Origin of the sequence: Alteromonas antoniana, from assembly GCF_019249295.1 — a bacterium.
Lineage (GTDB): Bacteria > Pseudomonadota > Gammaproteobacteria > Enterobacterales > Alteromonadaceae > Alteromonas > Alteromonas antoniana.
The window spans coordinates 131,538-155,733 of record NZ_JAESDH010000006.1 but is presented as its reverse complement, the minus strand read 5'-3'; the positions used below and the strand labels follow the sequence as shown (position 1 = coordinate 155,733).

The window sequence follows — 24,196 nt, the reverse complement described above, 5'->3', positions numbered from 1 at the left end:
ACGTATTACTCACTGGCGCAAGGCTTGTATCAAACCGGGAATAATACGTGAACAGCTCACTGGCAGATATTACAGATCAATCTGGATATAGCCCTCAGGGCCAGGTTGTCCAAAGAACCGGGACGCCTGATGCACTTCTTCTGGCAGGCTGTCATCGGGTTTGAAACGTCCCTTAACTCCCCTCACATTGAAATCTGGTGCAATGACGGCGTTCATTGTCAGACCCAACATATTGGGCTCGTCTACATCAATAGCAATATCATCGCCATTGCAGGCAAGCTTCGCGGTATAATTGCCAAAATCAATCGGGCCTTTGGTACCGGCTACGGTTGCGTTCAACCAGTCGCCAAAGCCTTGAAGCGACTCGCATGACGGGCCGAAAGACAAGGTCTCCAGACGCACACGGAAGCGGCCACCGGCGTTAACCGGAAGCGGCAACGGAACCTGTGCCAATACTCTGTCTACTGGTAAAAACAGTAAAAATCCATCAGATTCTACGTGCTGTAAATCAAATACGCTGGTGGATACCGGACCTTCAAATGCGATGGCATCAGCATCACGGAAATTGCCGGCATCCAGTGTCACACTGATATCGCCGATAAGCAGCGCCCACGGATTAACATCCCATTTGATGTCATACACCGGCAGGCCATTCACCACGAGCGTTTGCGCTTTACCCTCCCACACGGTACCAGTCACACCAGAGACAGACACATTGCGGGGTAGCTCCATTCGCCCCACTACCTGGCTGGCTGGCAAATACGCAATGAGGAAGAAAAGGAATGCCAGTATGCCACCGACAATCCATCCAATACGTGACTTCATGCTTTTCCTAACTGTAATCGACGAATTTTGATGTGGCCTTCCACATCGGCTTCAGCTATATCAGCCTGTAATATGACGATGCCCATTTTTTCCATAGTCTGGAGCCAGGCCAGGACGTCATTGAACGGGGCCTGATCTACCCATACCTGCAGTTCGTCCCCTTGCGGCTGCATGCGGGAAATCGCTATGTTGTGCTGATTTGTCGTGCGATTCACTGCCTGCGGTAAACTGCCGGAAAAGCTGGTGTTTCCCGTAGTACTGCGACGAAGTTGCTGAGCGCGAGTGGCGCTGTCCTTTACCCAGGTCAGAAGTGATTGCTGGTTGTCCAATAACTGTCGTTGTTGCTCGATACTGGTGGTAAGTGGCGACCAAATGCCCCAATAAAAAATGGCAACCACGACAAACACGCCGCACAGGATGACAAGTTGCTGCTCGCGTTCGGTGAGGGCGCGGAATTTATCAAGTAATGCCTTCACGAATTACTCCTTATTGATACGCTGCCAATCACGCCGTCGTCACGATTATTAATCGCTCCCTGCTCAACAACAAAGCCTGCGCCTTCCGCAATGCGGCGAAACTGCTCGAGAGCCTCAAAGCTGTCGCCTTCAGCCTGGATCCGGATTTCAGTGCGGTTAGCGTCGAAGCGCAGCGTTTGCGGCTTCACATTGGTGGCGTCGAATGCGCCAGCCAGCTGATCGAGCATTACCAGCATTGAAGCAGAGCCGCCGCCCTGTTCCAGTTTGGCTAACTCTGAACGGACCTTGCGGCGAACGTCGCGATACATACCGATATTCGGAAACCCGGCGTCTACGGTGTCACTGATTTGCGTGCGCAACGCCTCGTTCTGGTCTTTTAGCTGATACAGCGTGATGCTTTTGTCTACCAGCGCCGTAGTCAGGGCCAGCACTGCCAGAACGGCGGCAACGCGCCACTGATGCCAGACGCCGCTGCGCTTTTTGCGTACTTTGTACTCGCCCTGCAGCAGATTGAATTTGCACTGCATGGCTTCTTTTGCCAACACGTGCATAGGTAATTCCAGCGGCGCGGATTGCTGCTCGGTATTGGGGATGCCGGAAATGTCCAGTTCAGAGTAATTCGCGATGCTAACCGGGGTTTCACTCTGCTTTGCGTAATGGGTGAGTAACGGCAGCATCCACTGGGTTTCGCCCTGCATCCCCTTCCAGCTGTCTTCCCGCAGTAAGATCTGTTCGCCGAGTGTCAGTAGCGCCCAGCCGCCTTCGTGTTCCGGTACTGCAAGGACATCTGGCAATATGGTGTCGCAGTAAAGTCCCGCCGATGCCAGCCAGGTTTGCCAGGCGTCCATCTGCTCATGGGAGACGACAGCGACAGCCTGATGATTCGCCTGTTTTGGCCCCATGGCAAAAAACTGCTTACTGATATCGGTCGCAAGCTCATCTTCCAGCATGAACGGAATGGCGGACAGAATTTTACGGCTGGCTTTTGGCGGCAGCTCCACCCACTTCATCAGAATATCGCTGGTAGGCGCCAGGGCTATCACCGGGCGCTGGCCTGCGCGTTCAGACAGTGTGCTTAACTGCTGGGCATCCGCAAGCTCGCCGGAGGCGATAATTTCCTCTTCGGAACTGGACCAGACCAGCCAGTGGACCGGGTCTGTGGCTTTTGAGCCCAGCCTGACCAGAAGTTGTTCCATTAATCTACTCCTCCAAACTCGCGCCGCAGCACGCTGACCACACCCGACTCTTTGGCATTAAATAAGGTCGACATGCTAAATGATGCCTTATTGTAGCGGGTCTTGGTATGCAAAATAAAATACTCTGTGGTGACGGCTATCCAGTCACGCTGCTCCTGAGTCAAATCCAGGGCTTCTATGGCCGGTTCTGCTAAAAAAGCGCCGGCATCATCCCAGCCCTCTTCAGGACGGCTGGACAATAAATTGGCAGCCTGTTGTAGCGACAGGCCGGTGATCCCGGCAAGTAATGCTGCGCGCTCAGGCGGGATCGTGTTTACGTTAATTTTCAGCGTATCTACTTCAGGCAACACACAAATCAGCGGCTCAAGCGCAACCAGCAACCCCGCTTCTACCCCATTCACCAAACGCAATTCAGATTGTGCGGTCATCAGCGAATTGGCTGCCAGATACGGATGTTCCCGCGACTCATATTCGCTGTCTTCAGCGCCGTAAGGACGCATCATGTCGTCTTCATCCAGCCAGTCTGCCAGACTGTCACGCAGGGTATCAGCAGTATAGCTGTCGATATTCAGTTCGGTGGCAAGCAGCATAGTATGAAACGCCTGCATCGCCTGGGTCACGTTTTGCTGGCCGCTATTCGGCGATGTCGTCCCGCCCGCCAGTGCGTTTAAATTAAAGCAGCTTTGCATGTCTTCCAGCCGCGCATTCAAACCACCCCCATCCAGTGGATAGGTGAACTCCTGCGCCCAGGGTTGCTGCAGTGTAATTTTATCGCCGGTTTCCTCCATTAGCGTACTGATCGATTTACGGGCGAAGGCTTCTGCTCCCATGGCGTACCAGTACGCCTGATTGTTATCTTTGATATTCATGGTGCGCTGTACCTGCAACTGCAGGCGACTACCCATTTCTGTCGCCAGTACCGCAACCAGCGCGACGATCATCAGCACGATCATCAGTGCCACACCTTGTTGTCGCTGTATTGACTTCACAGTGACGCTCCGCTTAAAACAAATTCACGCCGAATGCGTCCGAAATCGTCGCTGACAATTTCAATGGCGACTGCGCGGGGGAGTGCGGTGCCGGTGTAGCTTTCAGACCAGTTTAATTCGTCATCGTCCATTGACCTGGTGCGGGTGGCCTCATTGGCAATAAATTCCACTTTGAAATCAGTAACGTTTTCCAGCAACACCCGGGTTTTGGGCTCAAAGCCAATTACGTTATCGACGTAATTGCTGTAATTTCTTTCTAATTTGCCTTCATTCAGGCGGTAAGCCACAGGCTGCATTGTGCTGCGCGGCAGCATCATTTGCGGGTTATCCCAGCCACTACGGACGAAACCAATAAAACCGGCATCGCTGTCTTCACGAGTGCCTCCGGTCATAACGATTTCCTGCTTTTCGCCGTTGTGACGGACTGCGCGCGGCACAGCCTGCTGAATATCACGCTCTATGGTGATCATAGTGCGCTGTAATTGCTGCAGTTTTTCAAAGCGCGATTCGGATAATTCGTTACTGTCGATCACGGTGGTCAACAACCCCGTGGAAGCCAGGCCTATCAGTGTGAAGATAGCCATGGCGATCAGGATCTCAAGTAAGGTGAATCCGCGGGCGTTCAATTTGTCAGCGCCTCTTTTTTGGGCTTGGCGACAAAGGTGGTTACCGTTACCAGGCTACTTTCATATTGTTCATCCAGACCTACCGTAACATCGACTGCACGTAAGTCATCGTCATTGGTTTTCTTTACCGTTTGTTGCCAGAACCAGGTGCGATCTGCCATTTCCATGCTGCCTTTTTCATTGTTTTTAGGCGGCCAGGTGTCGGTAAGTTTAAGTTGATTCATGCGGTTGCTGGCAACCCAGTTGGCAAAGGTAATTTCCTCTATCTGCCCGACGCTGCTCAAGTGATCTCCCGCGGCTTTTAAAATGGCAGAGCCGGTCAGCGCGAAGATCAGCAGCGCGACCATGACTTCTAACAGGGTCATTCCCGAAAACCGTTTCATGGTTCCGGATCCTCCAGCGGGCCTTCCAGTTCCAGCGGCGGCATGTCTTTATTCATTAGCCGGAAGTACGCCGGATCCTCGCCACCAAAATCGGGCTCATAATTAAACGTCAGGCTAAATGGCGTGATTTCGCCGCTGGACATAATCAATATTTGTGGCGGCGGCAGCTTCTTGTCTTCCTCGTTACCAATCTCGACGCCTTCGTCGGACACGCTTAAGGTCTCGTCAAACAGGTCACGGTCAAACAGGCGGTCTTCCACGTCCCAGGGCAAATCATCGAGGTTCAGAGTGAATGAAAAGGGCTCAGGTAATTCGTGGGGTTCGTAAATCTCTTCACCTTCCAGGCGCTGCCATTCGTCTTCGTCGTCCAGATAAACAAAGTAGTACTCGCGGTCAGCTTCTTCTATGCGAAGGCCAAGCTGTTGCTGGTTAAGCACTGCAAAGTCACTGGCCATATCGACAATAACCTGAACTCGTTTGGCCTGCGCTTTTAATAAATCGCTTTGGCTGGCACCAAACGCGTTAAACATGACGTAACCTGCCGCCAGCCCCATGAGCAACAGCACCAGCATGACTTCTAAGAGAGTAAAGCCACGCATTGGCGCGGCTTTACGGCAGGAGTATGGCATGTGTTATCAGACTAGTTCAGGTATTCGTTTACGTTCCAGTTGCCAATATCATCGTCTGTTCCTGGCTCACCATCCGGGCCATTTGAAAAGATGTCGATATTGCCCAATTCTCCCGGGCTGATCAGCGCGTACGGGTTGCCCCACGGATCTTCCGGCAGACGTTTGATAAAGCCTTCATCAGGATAGTTACGCGGGATTGGGTCGATAGTAGGCGCAGTGACAAGCGCGTCGAGACCCTGTTCAGTCGTTGGGAAGCGGTTGTTTCTAAGCTTGTACATTTCCAGCGCGCTTTCCAGTTGCTGAATGTCCACCGCGGCCTTTTTCAGTTGCGCCTCTTCCTGGTTGCCCAGAATTTGCGGCGCCACCATTGATGCCATGATACCGATGATAAGCAGTACCACCATTACTTCTATCAAACTGAATCCAGAGGTACGGGTTAGATTTTTCATTAAATATTCACCATGTTGTTCAATGCGAGTATGGGTTGAAGAATCGCCATTACGATAAACAGGACGATGCCTGCCATAGACACGATCAGTAATGGTTCAAAGACTTTAAGTGAGACACCAACCAGCGCCTCAAATTCCCTGTCCTGATTATCTGCTGCTCTGCCCAGCATCTGCTGAAGCTCACCGGACTTTTCGCCCGAGGCAATCATATGCATCATCATCGGCGGAAACATCTTTGTGTTATCCAGCGCGGCGCGCAGGCTGGAGCCTTCTTTTACGTTAATTGCCGCATCCGAGACCTGATTCTTGATGTGCTGATTTTCCAGTACGTCGCTGGAAATACGCATCGACTCAAGCAGCGGCACGGCGCTGGCTGTAAGAATACTCAGGGTTCGGGCATAACGGGCGGTGTTCAGGCCGCGCGACACCTTACCAATCATCGGCAGGGTCAGCAGCAGGCGGTGGTAGCGTAATTTCATGGCTTTTTGCTGTAGCAAACGCTGCACCAGCACCACCAGAATGGCAAGCACAGCCACCATGATCAGGCCATAATCCTGTAACCAGGTGCTGATACTGATCAATACCTGCGTGATAGTGGGTAAGTCCTGACCCATGTGGTCAAACTGCCCGACAATTTTGGGCACCACCACGGTGAGCAACAGCAACACGATGCCCAGCGCGAAAAACATCATCAGCGATGGATAAATTAACGCCTGAATAATCTGGCTACGGGTTTGCTGACGCTTTTCAGTATAGTCGGCTAGGCGGTTTAATACGGTATCAAGATGTCCGGATTTTTCGCCTGCCGCCACCATGGCGCGATACAAATCGTCAAATACGCTGGGAAACTCAGCCAGTGCATCCGCCAGGCCGTGACCTTCTACCACCTTACTGCGCACGGCCATCATCATATTTTTCTGACGTGGTTTTTCACTCTGTTCGGCGACAGCCAGCAAGGCTTCTTCAATAGGCAGGGCAGATTCAACCAGCGTGGCTAACTGGCGGGTTAACAGAGCTAAGTCTGAAGCAGAAATACGCGGCTTAAACAGCGTAAAACGGGCTTTGTTACCCGATGAGGTGCGCTCAGCGACCTGCTCCACTTCCATGGGGATCAGGCCTTTCTCTCTTAACTGTGCGCGAACCTGTCGGGCGTTATCGCCTTCAAGCACGCCACTGGTATTTTTGCCACGGTGATTGACCGCCTTATAAGCAAATGCGGCCATATTAGTCTTCTCTGGTTACCCGAAGGACTTCTTCCAACGAGGTAATTCCTGCCAGTACCTTGCGGCATCCGTCTTCGCGAATGCTTGGCGTCGTTTTGCGGATATGTTTTTCGATAGCCTGCTCACCATGGCCTTCATGCATCATGTCGCGAATGGCCTCATCGACCATCAGTAATTCATGAATACCCGTTCTTCCACGGTAACCGGTTTGATTACAGGCGGCGCACCCTTTCGGCGAGTATATTGTCGGCCTGGAGGCAATATCATCCATGCCCAGAATCGCCACTTCCTGTTCGGTAGGAGAATGAGGAGTCTTACAGTCAGGACACAGTGTACGCACTAACCGCTGCGACAGTACCGCAAGCAAACTGGATGACAGCAAAAACGGCTCAATGCCCATGTCTTCCAGTCGCGTAATAGCGCCTGCGGCGGTATTGGTGTGCAGGGTAGACAACACTAAGTGGCCGGTCAAACTGGCCTGAACCGCAATTTGCGCCGTTTCAATATCCCGGATCTCACCGACCATCACCACATCCGGATCCTGACGCAGTATGGCGCGCAAGCCCCGTGCGAATGTCATATCTACCCGTGGATTGACTTGTGTTTGCCCGATGCCGGCCAAATCAAATTCAATAGGATCTTCCACGGTCAGAATATTGCGGTCTTTTGAGTTAATTTCAGACAAGCCAGCATACAGGGTGGTACTTTTACCCGACCCTGTTGGCCCGGTGACCAGAATGATGCCATGAGGTTTGCGGATAAGCGTGGAAAAATGGTCGCGATTGACCTTCGTCATGCCCAAATCTTCCAGATTCAGGCGCGCATTGTTTTTATCCAGCAAACGCAATACCACGCGCTCGCCGTGACTTGATGGCATGGTGGATACCCGCACATCTACCGCGCGGCCCGCAATACGCAGTGTAATTCGGCCATCCTGGGGAACGCGCTTCTCAGCAATATCCAGCTTCGCCATTACCTTGATACGTGACACCAGCATCGATGACAGCTTGCGGTTCGGGCGCAGGATCTCGCGCAGCACGCCGTCTACCCGAAAACGCACCACCAACTGGTTTTCAAACGTCTCGATATGAATATCTGACGCCCCTTCCTTGATCGCTTCGCCCAGCATGGCATTTATCAGCTTGATGATCGGTGCGTCATCTTCACTGTCCAGCAGATCTTCGGTGTCAGGCAGTTCTTCCGCCAGGGAAAACAGGTCGCTCTCGTTGCCGAGGTCTTCCATTAACTGCTTGGCAGCAGAGCTGTCACGCTGGAAAGCCGACGTTAACAGATGCTCGAACTGATCAGCCTCTATTTCCTTTGGTACAAAAGGTTCGCCGAAAAAGCGGCGAATTTCCGCGAAAATAGAGAAGGGCGTTTCAACGGTGTAGTAGAGTACAGCCGGTGTTTCATTGGTTTCCAGTAATACGTGATTACGCTTGGCAAAACCAAAGCTTAGCTGACGAGGACCGCCGTCCTCATCAGGAATCATTTCTTCGTCAGTCATGGCATCAAGCGCTTGTTCCTGCGCTTCAACAGCCACGCTGGTGAGCTGTTCGTCGTTATTGGCCATGATTATTCGTTACCCTCTTCTACCTCGTCCAGATTCTCTTTTTCTGTGAGGTATTCCTCAAAGGTCGGTGGCAACGCCAGTTCATCATCCCAGTCCGGCATGCTTGGGCCATCGGAGAATGGCATCAGTGACACGCCTTCCTGCTGACGCTTCAGCTGCAATGCGCGAATATAATTGTATTTGCGATGACTGATTGAATTCATGGTAGCGCCGTCACGAACAATCGTCGGCTTTAAGAACACCATCAGGTTACGTTTACGTTTGCTGGTAGACGTTGTTTTGAACAGGTGTCCAAGAATAGGAATATCGCCCAGCAATGGCACCTTGGAGACTGACTCCTGAACATCTTCGTCAATCAGACCGCCCAGCACGATAGTGCCGCCATCATCCACAATCACCGTGGTTTTGATTTCACGTTTGTTGATTGAAATGTCTACCGAGGTTGCACCGCTGACACTGGAGACTTCCTGTTCAATCAGCATTTGTACCGCGTCACCTTCATTTATTTGTGGTGTGACTTTCAGTTTGATACCCACTTCCTGACGATCGACGGTCTGGAACGGGTTAGAGTTGTTGTCGCCGGTGGTGGTGCCGGTAATGATTGGCACTTCCTGACCCACAATAAAGAAGGCTTCTTCATTATCCATGGTCGTCAGATGCGGGGTGGCCAGAATGTTTGAGTTGGTGTCTGTGCTTACTGCCTGTACAACCGCACCCCAGCCATTTTCAATCACGCCGGCGATCAGGCCGTTGGCGCCACCCAACAGGTTTGCCAGTGGTGTCAGGTTACCTTCAATCGTTTCCGTCGAACGCACTACTTCGCCGTTGGCGGTAACATTGGTGCGTTGGACTTCGCGGTCTTCTGCCTGGCGTAGCGCTACGCCCAATGCACCCACAGGTACAACACCGTTATTAAACTGCGTACCACCGCCTTCTTCAGACACCCACTGCACACCCAGTGTGGTGCCGTCGCCTTCAAAGATTTCAACGATAATGGCTTCTACCTGCACCTGCGCACGGCGAATATCCAGCTGGCGAATGACATCTTCCAGCGAGCGCATCATGTCTGGCTCGGCGGTAATGACCACGGCGTTGGAATCTTCGTGGGCGTCGATACTGATTTCGCGGTTAGAGCTGCCACGACGACTTTGCTGACCGTTTTGTTCTTCTGCCTGAATACTGGCCGACACACCCTGCAGTACCTTCACCAAATCTTCCGCTTTGGCGTAATTTAAGAAAATAACCCGGGTATTGCCGTTAGATTCCAGTTCCTGGTCCATACGCTGAATCAGGTTAATCAGTCGCTGACGGGCTTTCACATCACCGCTGACAATCACAGAGTTAGTACGATCGTCAGCTACAACACGCGGCTCTGACTTGGCACCTGTATTGGCTTTGCCCTGAGACTTGTTGATAGAGTCAATGATACGCACCATTTCAGACGCGGACGCATAGCGTAGCTTAACGATTTCGACTTCTTCGTCGCCAGCGCGGTCCACGCGCTCAATGATTTCAACTAAACGGTTTACTACGGCGGCACGGCCGGTCAGCATCATGACGTTAGACGGGTCGTGGCTCACCACGTTTCCGCCGCCAGCCTGATCGTTCAGCTGGCGTAAAATCGGCGCCAATTCACGTACCGGAACATTATATACCGGCACAACCCGGGTGATAAATTCGTCACCGTCGCTGGCTTTGTCTTCTACCACCGGAATGTTTGACGTTTTGGCGTCTTTGGAACGAACCACTTTCAGAATACCGCTGGGCATTTCCACCACGGCGAAGTCGTACACCTGCAACACGTTGAGGAAGAACTGATAGTATTGGTCTTCGTTCAGCATGTCGTAACTGCGCACGCTGATTTTGCCGCGCACGTTGGGATCGACGATGATCGTGCGCTCTAAGTTTTTACCGACGATATTAATGAATTCGTTGATGTCGGTATCTTTAAAGTTTGGCATGTATTCGGCTGCCGTCGCCGAGGCGCACAGTACTGCTGCGCACAATGCAGTACTTAGCTTAGAAAACAATGAATGGCTGGCTCGCCTCATAATTCTGTCATCCTATTTCTTATTCTAGCTCGGGCTCTGGCAAATCCAGATAGATGGTTGCGTATTCGCCATCCCGAATAATTGTCAGCTCGATGGTCTGAGAGTTACGCAGTTCTGATAACGCTTCCTGCGACTGCTGTAAATCCGTCAGATCCAGTCCGTTGATCTGCGCAATCACGTCCCCTGCCTGGAGCCCTGCAGACTCAAACAAGGCAGGATCTTTCCCCGGTTTTACCTGATAGCCCAGTAGCTGACCATCTTCGGTTTTCGGAGAAATGGAAATATAGTCTGTGAAGTTTGCCGGATTGCCTCGCAAGGTTTCGGTGACTTCTACGGCGTCTTCACTCAGGCGACGATTGTCTGGCTCATCATCTTCTACCGGTCGGACGACTTGCCGCTGGCGTTTACGGTTCGCTTGTTCATAATCGATACCATCGAGCATCAGAGTTTCGTGCTGGCCGCCGTTTTTAATAATTACGCGGTCACGAAACACCTGTTGCAGCGTAGCGTTGGTACCCTCAATCTTTTCACCCAGCCCATACACGTTCTGCACATTACGGTTTTCGATAATCGCGGTGCCTGCTTGTTCCAGCGAACTTGCGACAACGCCGGTCAGGGTAAGGTTCAACCGGGTTTCCGGTGCATCGGTTACCTGCGTGGTTTCGACAGGCTGTGGCGATGCTGTTGCGTCGCCAAATAAATTTAGCTGTTGTAAACGCCGTACATTGACCCCACTTTGGCCACTTGCCGTAACCGTAGTGTTAGTCGCTGACACAGAAGGTGTCGCTGACAGCGTTGGTTCAGGTATAATTCGCCACACCATGCTGGCGGCGAATGCGAGCAAATACAGACTGAGCAGCACTACAACCAGCAAGTGCAATTGTTTTTGATGCTGGTTGAAAAAGGTGACCAGAGATTGTGAATTGATTTTATCGAGTGTCATGCTGTCACGATGGTACTGCTTTAAAAGTGAAAATTAGGTTAACCGCGCTTTAGCCGACCCATCATAGCCTAGTAGGGGTGAGGGTCACAACACTAAAGCCAGACAGTTACGAAATTATTACATGGGCCAACACGAAACTGACAATACATCACAAAAAGTACGGCTGGACAAGTGGCTGTGGGCGGCACGCTTTTTTAAAACAAGAGCGCTGGCCAGAGACATGGTGCAGTCTGGAAAAGTGCATTACAACGGGCAGCGCAGCAAGCCGGGTAAGGTAGTGGAAATCGGTGCTATGGTTAAAGTACCGGCAGGTTGGGATACCAAAGAAGTCGAAATTCTCGGGCTTAGCGAAAAGCGACTTAGCGCCACACTGGCACAGGAACTTTACACTGAAACGCCGGAGAGCGCAGCCAAGCGTGAAGAAAATCAGGCCGCCCGCAAGTTACAAACGTTTCATAGTCCTAAGCCCGAAGGCAGGCCGGACAAAAAACAACGTCGGGAAATTATTAAGTTTAAACATCAGTAATCGTGTGCGGCAAATAGCGGAATCGCTTATGCGATATCGCGACACAAGCGGGCATCACGTTTAGCATAACCGTGCCGAAGCTAGCATAACCATGCCGCAGCATTACCGATGTCAGTATCATTGAACAGGATATGAATTTACATGAGTCAATTTGATCAGCTTCACCGCTTTATCTTTAACAACGTCAGTGTTCGCGGCGAAATGGTCAGGCTGGACAACAGTCTGAACCATATAGTGCACAGCTATGAATATCCGGTACAAATTCAGCGCCTGCTAAGTGAAATGGCTGCAGCCACCTGTCTGCTTACCGCCATACTGAAATTTAAAGGTGAAATCGGGTTACAAATCCAGAGTCAGGGGCCGGTGCAGTATGCCGTCATTAACGCTACCCATGACCAGACATTACGCGGTGTGGCGCGTTGGGACGAGGAGTTGAGCTCACTGCCAGAATCTTTCGAGGCATTATTATCGAAAGCTGTGCTGGTGATCACTATCACTCCCGAAGAAGGCGAGCGTTATCAGGGCGTGGTGGCGCTGGACAAGCCTACGCTGGCGGAGTGCATTGAAAGTTATTTTGATCAGTCTGAACAATTGGCCACGTCGGTACGGTTAATGACGGATCTGAGCCAGCCCGACAATGCGAAAGCGGCGGGGTTGCTGTTGCAGGTCATGCCAAAAGAAGCAGGTGCGACTGACAGAACCCAAACCAGTGAATTTGATCACCTTTCAACGCTGACCGATACGTTGACGGAAGAAGAAATGTTTGCCCTTCCTGCACAAGACATTTTGTATCGTTTGTACCACCAGGAAGAAGTAGAGATGTTTCCTGCGCAATCGGTTTCGTACGCCTGCACCTGTTCCCGGGAACGCAGCGCGGAAGCGCTACGCAATGTAGATAAAGCCGAGTTAATGGACATCATTAGCGAAGAAGGCGCAATCAAAATGAACTGTCAGTATTGTCACACGGAATACCGGTTTGATGCGATTGACGTAGAGGCCATACACGGCGGCCATTTTGGTGAAACGCCAAGCGGTCAGTAGATATTAGCGTTATATCGCTTCCGGTGAGTTAACAATTAGCCGTCGATGCGGTTATTCAAAAAGGCACGTTTAACGTGCCTTTTTTCGTTTGTGTACTGTCGTTACGGAACAGTCTCTGTGTTCGCCACTCATCATTCTGATGGCGTGTTGAAAGTTTTCTTTATTGGTTACAGTTTGCGTGGTTTGTTTTATTTAATATTTATCAGTGTCTTATGTTTATTTCTTCTGGTTTGGCTCCACTTTTAATCCCTCTTTCTGTAACTTGTTCCGTAATTTAGTTAAATAAATAGTCGCTATGCGGAAGTTTGATGTTGCTGTGGCCCTTTAATTATATACAATTGGCGTAGGCGGTAATTTTGAAAGTCTGATTGAAAACTTTAACGTGGGATAACGAAAATGACAGCAGCGGCTACATTGGATAATGCCAAGGCAGTGTCACCTATGGTGGATCTGTCGTCGGCTGAATTAATAGAGATTGCGTTACAGCGAGGGGAAGGAAAGCTGGCTGCTAATGGCGCACTGGTGGTTGAGACCGGAGTAAGAACCGGCCGTTCACCGGCCGATCGCTTTATTGTGAAAGAAGCACAAACGGAGAACGATATCGACTGGGGAAAAGTAAACCGCCCCTTCGATAGCGACAAATTTGATGCGCTCTGGAGCCGGGTAGAAGCTTTCCTGAATACACAGGAACACTTTCTGTCGCATTTACAGGTAGGCAGTGATCCTGCTCACGCGCTTCCCATTAAGGTTCGAACGCAAACAGCGTGGCAACATGTCTTTGCCCGCAACCTGTTTATCACTCCAGAGCAGTGGAATCCAAACGCTGACTCCCCCTGGCAGGTAATGAATGTGCCGGGGTTCACGTGTGTGCCGGAGCGCGACGGCACTAACAGCGACGGTGTGGTGATCATCAACTTTGCCGCTAAAAAAGTGCTGATTGCCGGTATGCGTTACGCTGGCGAGATGAAAAAAGCCATGTTCTCTGTTCAGAACTTCCTGCTGCCGGGCAAAGAAGTTTTACCCATGCACTGCTCAGCGAACGTGGGTGAAGACGGGGATGTGACCTTATTCTTCGGGCTGTCTGGTACCGGGAAAACCACACTGTCAGCGGATCCTAAGCGCTTTCTTATCGGCGATGATGAGCATGGCTGGGCACCAGGTAGTGTGTTTAATATTGAAGGCGGGTGTTACGCCAAATGTATCGACCTGTCACAGAAAAACGAGCCGGTAATTTGGGATGCGATTAAGTTCGGCACCATCTTAGAAAATGTCGTGTTGGATGAAACGCGCACACCGGATTATCACGACACGTCTCTGACGCAAAATTCACGTGCGGCATATCCACTTGAGCATATCGCTAAGCGTGTCGAAGAGAACCGGGGCGGCGAGCCGCGTTCGGTCGTATTCCTGACGTGTGATGTCAGTGGTGTACTGCCACCGGTGTCCGTATTGTCTGAAGAAGCGGCTGCATACCATTTCTTAAGTGGTTACACTGCGAAAGTCGGCTCAACCGAGATCGGCTCAACGGCCGATATCGAATCTACCTTCTCTACCTGCTTTGGTGCCCCGTTCTTCCCGCGTCCGGCAGGCGTGTACGCGGAGCTTCTGATTAAACGTGTTAAAGCCTTTGGTGCCAAGGTCTATCTTGTGAACACCGGCTGGACCGGGGGCCCTTACGGCACCGGCAAGCGTTTCGACATACCGACTACCCGGGCCATTATTGATGCCATCGTCAGTGGCGAGCTGGCTGATGTAGAAACACAGCATATTGACGGACTTAACCTTGATGTCCCAGTGGCTGTTCCGGGTGTTGATCCTACACTGTTGGTGCCTAAACAAAACTGGGCACAGCCAGAAAAATATGACGAATATGCAGATAACCTCATCAATGCGTTTAATGATAACTTCGTAAAATACGATGTCAGTGACGCTATTGTGAAGGCCGGTCCCGGCAAGTAACCCTTCCCAACGTTCATCACCCTCATGTGATTGAATTTTGCCCGCTCAATTGAGCGGGCTTTTTTTTATCCTGCATTCAGGTTAATCGATAACGGTCATTTACCGGTTGGTACAGGATACGCGGCCAACGTCCGATCATTATCCAGTAATACCGACAACCATCTGTAACATGGGGAAAATCGGCCGGTATGACTTCGGTGGCAGTATAAAAACCGTAATGATGGCTGACCTGCATGTCATCGCTATGACTTCACAAATGGCAGAATTTGGCTTGTCATACAAATAGGTTTTGTAGTCTAATGTAAACGTTTCCACCTGTTGTGACGGTCAATTGCCTTTATCAGCATATCGTCGTACTGTTGGAAGAAGCAGCCAATAATTCAAATCAAAACGCTACCCTGCCCGGTTTTAACGCCACATTACATTCTGAGTGCATCGTGCTCAGAATGGCTGACATTTTCTGTAACTGTGAATAAAGGAGACTGGATGAGTCGTCGTCCCGCCACCACCGTAATTTTTGCCGGATTTTTCCTGCTGGGTATGCTGTTTATTCTGTGGGGGATCCTGCTGCCGGATATTGCCCGCGATCTAGCAATGTCAGAAGTGGTCAGCGGCGCGCTGTTTTCGCTTTTTTCACTGGGTATGATGAGCGGCGCCATTCTCGGCGGGAAGTATGCGACCCGGTTTGATTTTCTGTTCTTGCTGGCCTCGCTGCTTGTCATCGACACTGTGCTGTTGCTTATTCTCTCTGTGCTCACGCAGTGGCAATCGGTACTGGTCATGGTATTTTTTATCGGCGTCATCAGCTCAAGTATGATCACCATCGGCCACACATTGATTGCACAGATGTTCGCCGAAAAGCGCTTTGCCATGATGGGTGTGATGGACTTTATGTTCAGTCTTGGCACGTTCGCGTCTTCTTTCTTTGTCACGCTGCTTTACATGGCGGAGCATAACTGGCGCCTGCCCATACAGGTGCTGAGTCTGGCGATGCTGGTGGTGGCGGGCTATGCCTTGCTGGTAGCGCGCACGCAGCGCAAAGTCACAGCCGGTAAACCGAAACCGCCAAAGCAGTCGCTGGTATTTAAAGATATTATCGCCCAACCGGTGTTTCTGTTCCTTGCATTAGCCAGCTTCGGGTACGGCGCGGTTGAGTTCGGTAATGCCAACTGGTTTGTCAGCTATGCGCAAAACGGCATTGGCTACAGTGGTGAGGTGTCTCGTAATCTGCTGGCTTGCTTTACGGCCGGGATGGTTATCAGCCGGCTCGGCTTTGCGCTGTTGCTGCGCTGGTTCAGCGTACACCGTCTGATTGTGGTGATGGCGACACTGGGACTGACAGGCGCACTCGTCATTAAGCTTGCTGATGACCTGTACGGACTGGCAGGTGGCAATCTGTTGCTGGGCCTGGGTATCGGCGGTCTGTTTCCATTGATGCTGTCGGCTGCGATGAGCCTGAGCCCCGAAAAGGGCCCCGTGCTTTCCGGAATCAGTATGGTGGGTAACACAATAGGCGTTCAGGTGGCATCATTCAGCACCGGACTGTGGGCAAATTTTGCCCCTCTGACAACGGCATTCTGGGTTATCCCTATCGCCGGCGTCTGGCTGTGGGTCTGCGCATTCGGGTATAGTCGTCTGCTTAAGGCGAACGCCGCAGACAGGCCTGACGAAGAGTAGTGGTCAGCGGCGAAAAGGCAGCCAGAATTCGGCGACCAGGCCGCCTTCCGGGTGATTCCGCAATGTGACATTGCCATCGTGCGCATCAATGATGCGTCGGGTAATGGCCAGACCTAACCCTGAACCGGTTGAGCCTCTGGCCTTGTCTCCCTGAGCAAAAGGCTGAAAAACCGCATCCAGATCTTTTTCCGGAACACCGGGACCAAAATCCCGGACTGAGCACACTACCCGTTTTTGCTGCGTATCCACCCGGCTACTGATAACGATATGGTCTGAGCCGTAGCGAAAGGCATTTTCAATCAGATTATCCAGTACCCGTTTAATCGCAATACGGCGCAGGCTTAGCGACGGTATATTCTGCAATGCCAGTTCGATATGGTGACTTTCTTCAATATGACGTGCCTGGGTTAGCTCCTCAATTAATTCGTTGAGATTCGTATTCTCTCTGACTTCTTCCCGGTCTTGTCTGGCATATTCAATGAACTGATCGATAATGGCGTTCATGTCTTCGATATCATTAATGATACCTTCCTGGATCCACTCCTGGTCCTCCGGCATCATTTCCGTCGCCAGGCGGATCCGGGTCAGGGGTGTACGCAGGTCGTGTGAAATGCCGGCCGTCATCAGCGCGCGATCGTTTTCAAGTTGTCGTATCCCCTGATTCATGCGGTTAAAGGCCCGGGTAACCTCTATCATTTCGCTGCTGCCCTGCTCAGCCAGTGGAGGAGGGAATTCCCCTTTCCCGACCTGCAATGCGGCACGCTGCAGCGCCTGAAGAGGCCGGTTCATTCTGCGCACAAACAGCCATCCGCCTGCCACACTCAGTATACCAATGACCATCAGATACATTGTCAAAGGCGATATGTTGGCTTCGCTTAGCCCGGAAATAGGCACCGCGATCCAGTGATCAGGAAAGCGCTCCAGCGCTATCCAGACCAGATAGGGGGAGTCGCTGCCGGTTGTCGTACTGATGCGGACTTCCGCTTTTTCTGCCAGCTGTTCGCTGACCTGCGCTGACATAAAGCCGTAGTACGTTGAGTTACGCAGCCCCTGTTGCATGGATTGTTCAGGGGAAAGGACTTTGATGCCGGTACGCTCGGTGAATACTTGTTGCTTAGCGGGTTCTGCCGTAAGCATGTCGCTGGCCAGGATCCCTTTGACCTGAGTGGCAAGCAAACTGTTTATCTGTTCGTAACTGGGACGAATGAAGTAGTAGGTCACTGACAGGTAGGACACAACCTGATTAATCAGCAATAAAATGCCGATTAATAATACCGTCTGACCGAAGGCACTTCTGGGGACGAATCGCATTAAGAACGTCTCGTCTTATACCTGCTCTCCGTCGGGCACAAACACGTAACCTAATCCCCAGACTGTCTGGATATAACGAGGGCTGGCAGGATCTTTTTCTAACATGCGTCGCAGACGCGAAACCTGTACGTCAATGCTACGCTCCAGTGCACTGTAATCACGTCCGCGTGCCAGGTTCATTAACTTATCCCGGGACAATGGTTCGCGGGGATGCGTCACCAGCGACTTCAGCACCGCGAATTCACCACTGGTCAGTGGCATTGGCGTGCCGTTAGCACTCATTTCACGGGTTGCCAGATTCAGTTTGTATTCGCCAAATTCAACAATTTGCTCATCACGGGAGGGGGCTCCCGGCGCTTCGGAGGTTTTACGGCGCAATACTGCTTTCGCTCGTGCCAGCAATTCGCGCGGATTGAATGGTTTGGGAAGGTAATCGTCTGCGCCCATTTCCAGGCCGATAATGCGGTCAACTTCATCGCCTTTCGCAGTCAGCATGATGATAGGCATGTCGTTTTCTGACTGACGGATACGTCGGCAAATAGACAGGCCATCTTCACCGGGAAGCATAAGATCCAGCACCATCAAATGAAAATTCTCGCGCTCCAGCAAGCGATTCATCTGCTCACCATCTGCTGCTGTTCGAACCTGAAAGCCCTGCTCTACCAGATATCTCTCCAGCAGGCTGCGCAGGCGCATATCGTCATCTACTACCAGAATTTTTGAGGTTTCCTGACCCATTCTTTTATCCGCAAGGTTTCTTTTTCCTGTCTCACTATAACCACATAAGGGAAAAGACAAAAGCACAGAAGTGTTGCGGAACTTGCCGCTTTGTTACAAATGGTTTCATACTTGACTTGCAGACCGCAGACCGCAGACCGCAGACCGCAGACCGCAGACCGCAGACCGCAGACCGCAGACCGCAGACCGCAGCTATCGGAACATCAGAATTTCAGGCTTAACAGCGCGTTTGGGTTCATCAGGCCGGCCAGCGTATCTTTATACACCGACAATACATTATTCACGCCTTCAAATTTCTGTTCGTAGTAGGTTTGCGTCGTATTATCAGAAAACAGCTTCCAGGATTCCGCGTAACGCGAGAGAAAGCCTTCATGGCCCCATTCCTGCTGCAGATGCTTGACGTGTGCAGGCGCGAAGAAGATGTCTGCCTTGAGGCCGGCGCGATCGGGTTTGGTTTTTGACTGCCAGTCGGTCGCGCCGATCAGCGTGATACGATCCAGTGCGTTTCCCAAATGACGTTTCAGCGTGGCAAGCATCTCGCCATTGGCGGCAAAATCAAGTAACCAGTAACTGTCGTCACCAGAAAGCTGGTCCGCGTCGCTGTAGGTTATGACATCATCATAGCAGTTAGAGTCGCATACCATGTCCCGGTTTGCTTTGGAAGTGAGCCCGATAATGCGAAAACCGGACTGGCGGTTATCCCGCTGGTGGCGCATCAGACAAGCACAACCGGTGGCGGTTTTACTGGACGCGCTGGAAATCAGAATGACCGATTGTTCAGCATTATTGTGTACGAATTCGTCAAGAACAAACGACGTCATAAATAAGGGACGAAAGGCCTGTTGCCAGACTTCTCTGTCAAGATTGTATGCTGGGTCTGCTGAACATCGGAGGTATTGATCGTACACCGGACTGATACTGTTACGGTTTGGATGAACGTCCTTAAAGCCGTGTTTGGCTACGTTACCGGCACGAATCACCCAATGGGATGCCATCGGCAGGTAACCGAAAATACGCTCACCTTCCTCAATATCCGGGTGCATGGATCGCTGCACGACCGCAAAGCCCCAGACCGGGATAATCCCGTAACCAGCGCCAGCGGGGAAAAAGCCCCAATACCCCATTTTTTCGCCCATAGAGGCGTACGTGATGTTGTTTGCGGAGAACCCGAATTGTTCTATTTTAAGGAGAACATCATTTTCTCCGAGAACATCGTCACTGAGTGAGTCCTGAACGACTTTTGTGTCGTTCAGATCCTGCTTGTCTACCCAAATTTGTTGCGTCGAAAGGCTCATGAAAAGTCCTGTTTATTTCGACAGACGTGAGTAAAAGCACAGTTCCGTTTATATGCTTTAGTCCGAAGGTCGGCGTTAATAAAGAATATAACAACCTGTATAGAATAATTTTTAGCACAACATATTGATCGAGAATAAATTTCTTTTAGTTATGTTGTGCGATAAATGGCACGCTGAAAGCGTTCATGAACGGCTACCGAGTGGCGTGACGATGAAGCGAATCTGAAGACCTCCTGTCACCAGTGCTTACTTGTCAGTGTTCTAACCCAATAGCGTTGTTGGCAGCGTGTACTACGCGATGTAACGACCACACTACGTGAAGTCACGGGGCCTTGTCTACCGTTGCACGGATTCTTCACAAGCCAAACGCCGGCTGTCGCCGGCAGATATCGTCACACTTTATCATATCGCGTTTGTTGCTTTGAGATCCGCAGCTACAGCGATATCTCCAGTGCGGGCAGGGCAAACATGGTAAGCCCATACACCAGCGCATACCCTACAGTGTATGATATCAACAGCAGAAGCGTAAACTTGCTGTAGCGGGCAAATGTCAGTCCTTTTACTTTACTCATCGTCACAATACCTGCAGCGGAGCCGATTACCAGCAACGAGCCGCCTACGCCAACTGCATAGGTCAGTGTCATCCATTCAGCCGTGTTCATGGTGATATTGGCCTTAAGCAGTGCCGCGGTCAGTGGCACGTTATCAATCGCGGCGGATATGACGCCCATAACGAAATTCGCCAACACCGGAGGAAACATTTCATAGACAGAAAGGAAGGCGGTTAACGCGTGAATATGTTCAAGCATACCAACCAAAAGCAACACGCCTAAAAAGAACAGCAGCGTATCGAATTCGATATAGCGAATGTAATCAAGAATGGGATCGTTATCGTCATCGTCTCCCATAAAGGTGGCAATCAGGAACATGACGGCCATACCCGCTAAGAAGCTCAGCATGGGCGGGATTCCGTACAGCACATTACCTGTAAGCGTTAAAATAATGGTTAACAAAAACGTGCCCGCAATGACATAGTCTACCGGCCGGGTAGCATGGCGTGTTTTGCGCAGTGTGACTCGCCCTGTCATGCCAAATGACAACAGACTTGCCATTACCATGACGGCGCTGAACGAGGGCAGTAATAACCACAATAACTGGGTGATAGTGACTTTGCCCTGCATGAATATCATTAGCGTTGTCACGTCACCGGTAATCAACGACACACCACCGGAGTTGACGGAAAACACCACCAGAACGGCAAAGCGCAGTGTCTGGTTAAACGGCAGGCCTAAGGACAATACCATCGCAACAGAGACCAGTGTGGCGGTAATATTGTCAGCCAGTGAGGAGAAGCAAAAGCTGAAAATCGCGGTGATAAACAGCAGTGCTTTTAACGAAATTTGCCGTGGCATCACCACGTTCAGCATGTTTTCAATCAGACCCTTGCGGTTCAGATAGGCCACGAACGTCATGGCGGCCACCAGAAACAGCCAGAGTGTGGATATCTCAGTGATGTTGTGAGTGAGATCGTGTTCTACACCTGGGAGGAGGGGGCCATGGTCCGCGCTGATAAACAGCAGGATCCAGGCAAGGGTGCCGAAAAATAAGGTAACTTTGGCTTTGTTAACGTGAAGTACTTCTTCAAAAATTACGCCGATTAGGGCCAGAACGGCAATGGCAATTAACACATAATCCAACATGTGAGAGTCCGGTTACCGCTTTTCACTGACCTTGCATTGATGGCCGATGCCAGCAGAGGGCTGACCAAACACGCAACGAGACACGCGAAAGACAGTGAAAAACGAAAATAAAAACCACCAGCAGGGGGCTGGCGACCTGACGTGACCGTCAGCACCAGGGTAAATCCGCCACGCTGCAGGCGGTAATGCTTGTGCATGCGTGGGATCTAAGCAGGAAATGCCTGTGTGCCTGCGTAGTTTACGCCGGTTGCGGCATGATTCAAATGACAGGCGCGACAATTTGTGGGATTTTCAGGTTATGTTCGCCATAGCGGCTTATTATGCACCGCCGTTATGAGATGTGATCAGCACCTATCATTGCAGATTGGCCTTACGCAGCCGCGAATGTCTAAAGGTCGGAAAACAGCATAATGAATGGCTGTGTCTGGTTTGCAAACGCGACTATCTGTCGCTAACCCAATCCATCTGATGGCCGGCGCGACGCTTTTTCTCCAGCAGATCTTCAATCAGCGGCGTCAGGATAAGCTCCATGGCCAGCCCCATTTTTCCGCCTGGCACCACAATGGTGTTAATCCGTGACATAAAGGCGCCATCAATCATCTGCAGAAGATAAGGATAATCCACATTTCTCATTTCCCGGCGAAAGCGCACAACGACGAAACTCTCATCCTGAGTGGGGATTTCTCTGGCGCTGAACGGGTTCGAGGTGTCTACCGTAGGCACCCGCTGAAAGTTTACGTGTGTGCGCGAAAATTGCGGCGTAATGTAGTGAAAATAGTCATCCAGACCGCGAACAATGCTGCTCATCACGGCTTCCCGGGAGTGTCCGCGATCGGTAGTGTCGCGCACGATTTTCTGGATCCATTCCAGGTTCACGATGGGAACCATGCCAACCAGCAAATCGACATATTTGGCGACGTCATTTTCTTCGGTTTTCACGCCACCATGCAGGCCTTCATAAAACAGTAAATCGGTATTTTGCGGCAAGTCCTGCCACGGTGTGAAGGTGCCCGGCATTTGATTAAACGGCACGGCATCATCAAAAGTGTGAAGATACTGTCGAAACTGCCCGGTGCCGGTGCTCCCGTATTCCCGAAACAGGCTTTCCAGTAACTCAAAATCGTTTGCTTTGGGGCCAAAATAGCTGATGTGTCTGCCCTGTTCCTGCGCCTTGCGGATCTCTACTTCCATTTCCGGTCGGGTAAAACGGTGAAAACTGTCACCGCCAACCACCGCCGCATTTACCTTAAGGTTACGAAAAATATGGCGTATCGCGTTGGTGGTTGTGGTGGTGCCGGCACCGGAAGAACCCGTGATGGCAATAATTGGATGTTTTACAGACATAGTGTCTCTTAGGGCAAAAACCGGACTCTAGTTATAAGCCTCTGCCAATGAATAATCAAGGGCAGTCCAAGGTCAGTCAATAAGGAAAACTGTCGGCAACGGTGTCGAATCAGGCGCTATCGCCCGCTTTCCCGTCACCTTTGCCGTTATTCACTGTGGAGTGGTGATGTTTCAATAGCTTGATAATCAGCTCTGCCTCTTCTTCGTCCAGATCCAGCAGGCCGCGAATTTTCTCAAGGTGCTCAGTTTCGTGTGCGGTTAGCTTGCCATCGGAGATCGCCGCTTCTACGACTTCACGGAACCGGTCACGGCGGCGCTGTAACTGTGCGGTAAAGCTGGAAGACAGGATACCCGCTGGCAAAGCATACAAGCCAACGCCAAGTAATGTGATCAAGCCACCAAAAACACGACCCAGTGGCGTTATGGGCACTACATCGCCATAGCCCACGGTGGTGAGCGTCACCAGCGACCACCACATCGCGGCAGGAATACTGCTGAACTCTTCCGGTTGCACAGAGTGTTCAATGTAATAAATGCCGGTCGCGGCAAACACCATCACAATAAACAGCACACTTACTGCGGCAAGCAGCGTTTTCGCTTCGCTTCGCAGAACTTCCATCAGTGTCTGCATAGAGCGGGAGTAGCGCCCCAGCTTAATCAGACGGGTGAGCCGGAATAGCCGCAACATACGCAAATCAATGGCGATAAACATACTTAAATAAAACGGAATAATCGCTATCAGATCGATAATGGCCATTGGCGAGCAGGCATACTTCAGTCTGATTTGGCTATCGCTTTGTTCGCCGTTATTGAAATCGGGTGACTCCGGACTGGTCCAGATTCTGGCGATGTATTCGATGGTAAAAATAATCACAGAAATCGCTTCGAATATCCGCAATTCAGGCAACCAGTCGGCCGCTATCCCAGGCACGGTTTCCAGCATCATGGCCACAACGTTTAACGCGATAAGGACAATAAGCAGGTAGTCAAACAGTCGACTGGGCCATTCGCCAGACTGATTTTCATGGTAGGGGCGTAAAATACGAAAGCAGGCTTGTCTAAACGGCTGGTGCCTCATGGCGGTGTCCTGTCCGTGTGCTGATTTGTATGCACAGCAATTTATGTATTATTCTGAGTTGAGCGGATGCCGGCACAGTATCATCTCGCCAGAGTGACGGGCGTTTATGTTCCTGTACTGTCGCCTTGTCGTTCATTGTTGCCATATTGCAAAGATAATGTCTA

General features: G+C 51.1%; 22 protein-coding genes. 4 read left to right on the top strand and 18 right to left on the bottom strand.

The genetic code is table 11. From position 1 onward, the window contains the following. Positions 1–69: 69 nt before the first annotated feature. Genes JKP77_RS07105 through gspC form a run of 12 tightly spaced genes read right to left on the bottom strand, consistent with a single transcriptional unit; the run spans position 70 to position 11,363 of the window. Positions 70–825, bottom strand: coding sequence for a type II secretion system protein N (locus JKP77_RS07105; protein WP_218310484.1), 756 nt, complete (start codon positions 823–825; stop codon positions 70–72). Next, positions 822–1,301: a type II secretion system protein GspM gene (gene gspM, locus JKP77_RS07100; protein WP_218310483.1), complete on the bottom strand. Its 480-nt coding sequence runs from the start codon at positions 1,299–1,301 to the stop codon at positions 822–824. The genes JKP77_RS07105 and gspM overlap by 4 nt, the downstream gene beginning before the upstream one ends. Beyond that, the gene (gene gspL / locus JKP77_RS07095; protein ID WP_218310482.1) at positions 1,298–2,497 is read right to left on the bottom strand and encodes a type II secretion system protein GspL; all 1,200 of its coding nucleotides are present in this window, start codon (positions 2,495–2,497) and stop codon (positions 1,298–1,300) included. Before gspL ends, gspM begins: the two co-directional genes overlap by 4 nt. Then, on the bottom strand, positions 2,497–3,486 hold the full coding sequence (gene gspK, locus JKP77_RS07090; RefSeq protein WP_338024844.1) for a type II secretion system minor pseudopilin GspK: 990 nt from the start codon (positions 3,484–3,486) through the stop codon (positions 2,497–2,499). The genes gspL and gspK overlap by 1 nt, the downstream gene beginning before the upstream one ends. Then, positions 3,483–4,112, bottom strand: a complete 630-nt coding sequence (gspJ, locus tag JKP77_RS07085; protein WP_218310481.1) for a type II secretion system minor pseudopilin GspJ — start codon at positions 4,110–4,112, stop codon at positions 3,483–3,485. The genes gspK and gspJ overlap by 4 nt, the downstream gene beginning before the upstream one ends. Next, positions 4,109–4,495 carry a type II secretion system minor pseudopilin GspI gene (gspI, locus tag JKP77_RS07080; RefSeq protein WP_218310480.1) on the bottom strand — a complete coding sequence of 129 codons (387 nt, stop codon included), beginning with the start codon at positions 4,493–4,495 and terminating at the stop codon, positions 4,109–4,111. The genes gspJ and gspI overlap by 4 nt, the downstream gene beginning before the upstream one ends. Further along, positions 4,492–5,124, bottom strand: a complete 633-nt coding sequence (gene gspH, locus JKP77_RS07075) for a type II secretion system minor pseudopilin GspH (protein ID WP_218310479.1) — start codon at positions 5,122–5,124, stop codon at positions 4,492–4,494. The genes gspI and gspH overlap by 4 nt, the downstream gene beginning before the upstream one ends. Positions 5,125–5,135: 11 nt before the next feature. After that, a complete protein-coding gene (gene gspG, locus JKP77_RS07070) occupies positions 5,136–5,573 on the bottom strand; it encodes a type II secretion system major pseudopilin GspG (RefSeq protein ID WP_218310478.1) in 438 nt (145 codons plus the stop codon). Further along, positions 5,573–6,796, bottom strand: coding sequence for a type II secretion system inner membrane protein GspF (gene gspF / locus JKP77_RS07065; RefSeq protein WP_218310477.1), 1,224 nt, complete (start codon positions 6,794–6,796; stop codon positions 5,573–5,575). The genes gspG and gspF overlap by 1 nt, the downstream gene beginning before the upstream one ends. A gap of 1 nt (position 6,797) precedes the next feature. Beyond that, on the bottom strand, positions 6,798–8,369 hold the full coding sequence (gene gspE, locus JKP77_RS07060; protein ID WP_218310476.1) for a type II secretion system ATPase GspE: 1,572 nt from the start codon (positions 8,367–8,369) through the stop codon (positions 6,798–6,800). A gap of 2 nt (positions 8,370–8,371) precedes the next feature. Further along, positions 8,372–10,423, bottom strand: coding sequence for a type II secretion system secretin GspD (gspD, locus tag JKP77_RS07055; protein WP_218310545.1), 2,052 nt, complete (start codon positions 10,421–10,423; stop codon positions 8,372–8,374). Positions 10,424–10,439: 16 nt separating this feature from the next. Further along, positions 10,440–11,363 carry a type II secretion system protein GspC gene (gene gspC, locus JKP77_RS07050; RefSeq protein WP_218310475.1) on the bottom strand — a complete coding sequence of 308 codons (924 nt, stop codon included), beginning with the start codon at positions 11,361–11,363 and terminating at the stop codon, positions 10,440–10,442. Between the two features lie 121 nt (positions 11,364–11,484). Here gspC and hslR point away from each other — a divergent pair, with 121 nt between their 5' ends. The 4 genes from hslR (at position 11,485) to JKP77_RS07030 (ending at position 16,566) form a co-directional block, all read left to right on the top strand. After that, positions 11,485–11,889, top strand: coding sequence for a ribosome-associated heat shock protein Hsp15 (hslR, locus tag JKP77_RS07045; RefSeq protein WP_218310474.1), 405 nt, complete (start codon positions 11,485–11,487; stop codon positions 11,887–11,889). Positions 11,890–12,030: 141 nt separating this feature from the next. Continuing rightward, positions 12,031–12,930: an Hsp33 family molecular chaperone HslO gene (gene hslO, locus JKP77_RS07040; RefSeq protein WP_218310473.1), complete on the top strand. Its 900-nt coding sequence runs from the start codon at positions 12,031–12,033 to the stop codon at positions 12,928–12,930. Between the two features lie 396 nt (positions 12,931–13,326). Next, positions 13,327–14,889 carry a phosphoenolpyruvate carboxykinase gene (locus JKP77_RS07035; RefSeq protein WP_218310472.1) on the top strand — a complete coding sequence of 521 codons (1,563 nt, stop codon included), beginning with the start codon at positions 13,327–13,329 and terminating at the stop codon, positions 14,887–14,889. A gap of 486 nt (positions 14,890–15,375) precedes the next feature. Further along, positions 15,376–16,566, top strand: coding sequence for an MFS transporter (locus tag JKP77_RS07030; protein ID WP_218310471.1), 1,191 nt, complete (start codon positions 15,376–15,378; stop codon positions 16,564–16,566). A 3-nt stretch (positions 16,567–16,569) separates the two neighbouring features. On the opposite strand, the gene envZ is transcribed toward JKP77_RS07030, so the two are convergent. The 6 genes from envZ to JKP77_RS07000 form a co-directional block, all read right to left on the bottom strand. After that, entirely contained in the window at positions 16,570–17,877 is a 1,308-nt protein-coding gene (gene envZ, locus JKP77_RS07025) for a two-component system sensor histidine kinase EnvZ (RefSeq protein ID WP_218310470.1), read from the bottom strand. Between the two features lie 15 nt (positions 17,878–17,892). Then, the gene (gene ompR / locus JKP77_RS07020) at positions 17,893–18,615 is read right to left on the bottom strand and encodes an osmolarity response regulator transcription factor OmpR (RefSeq protein ID WP_218310469.1); all 723 of its coding nucleotides are present in this window, start codon (positions 18,613–18,615) and stop codon (positions 17,893–17,895) included. Between the two features lie 203 nt (positions 18,616–18,818). Continuing rightward, positions 18,819–19,910, bottom strand: a complete 1,092-nt coding sequence (locus JKP77_RS07015; protein ID WP_218310468.1) for a DUF2855 family protein — start codon at positions 19,908–19,910, stop codon at positions 18,819–18,821. Between the two features lie 434 nt (positions 19,911–20,344). Further along, positions 20,345–21,610 carry a sodium:proton antiporter NhaD gene (nhaD, locus tag JKP77_RS07010; protein ID WP_218310467.1) on the bottom strand — a complete coding sequence of 422 codons (1,266 nt, stop codon included), beginning with the start codon at positions 21,608–21,610 and terminating at the stop codon, positions 20,345–20,347. Between the two features lie 441 nt (positions 21,611–22,051). Next, positions 22,052–22,954 carry a phosphoribulokinase gene (locus tag JKP77_RS07005; protein ID WP_218310466.1) on the bottom strand — a complete coding sequence of 301 codons (903 nt, stop codon included), beginning with the start codon at positions 22,952–22,954 and terminating at the stop codon, positions 22,052–22,054. A 109-nt stretch (positions 22,955–23,063) separates the two neighbouring features. Then, positions 23,064–24,032 (bottom strand): ion transporter, encoded by a 969-nt coding sequence (locus JKP77_RS07000; RefSeq protein ID WP_218310465.1) that lies wholly within the window; start codon positions 24,030–24,032, stop codon positions 23,064–23,066. Positions 24,033–24,196 lie beyond the last annotated feature (164 nt).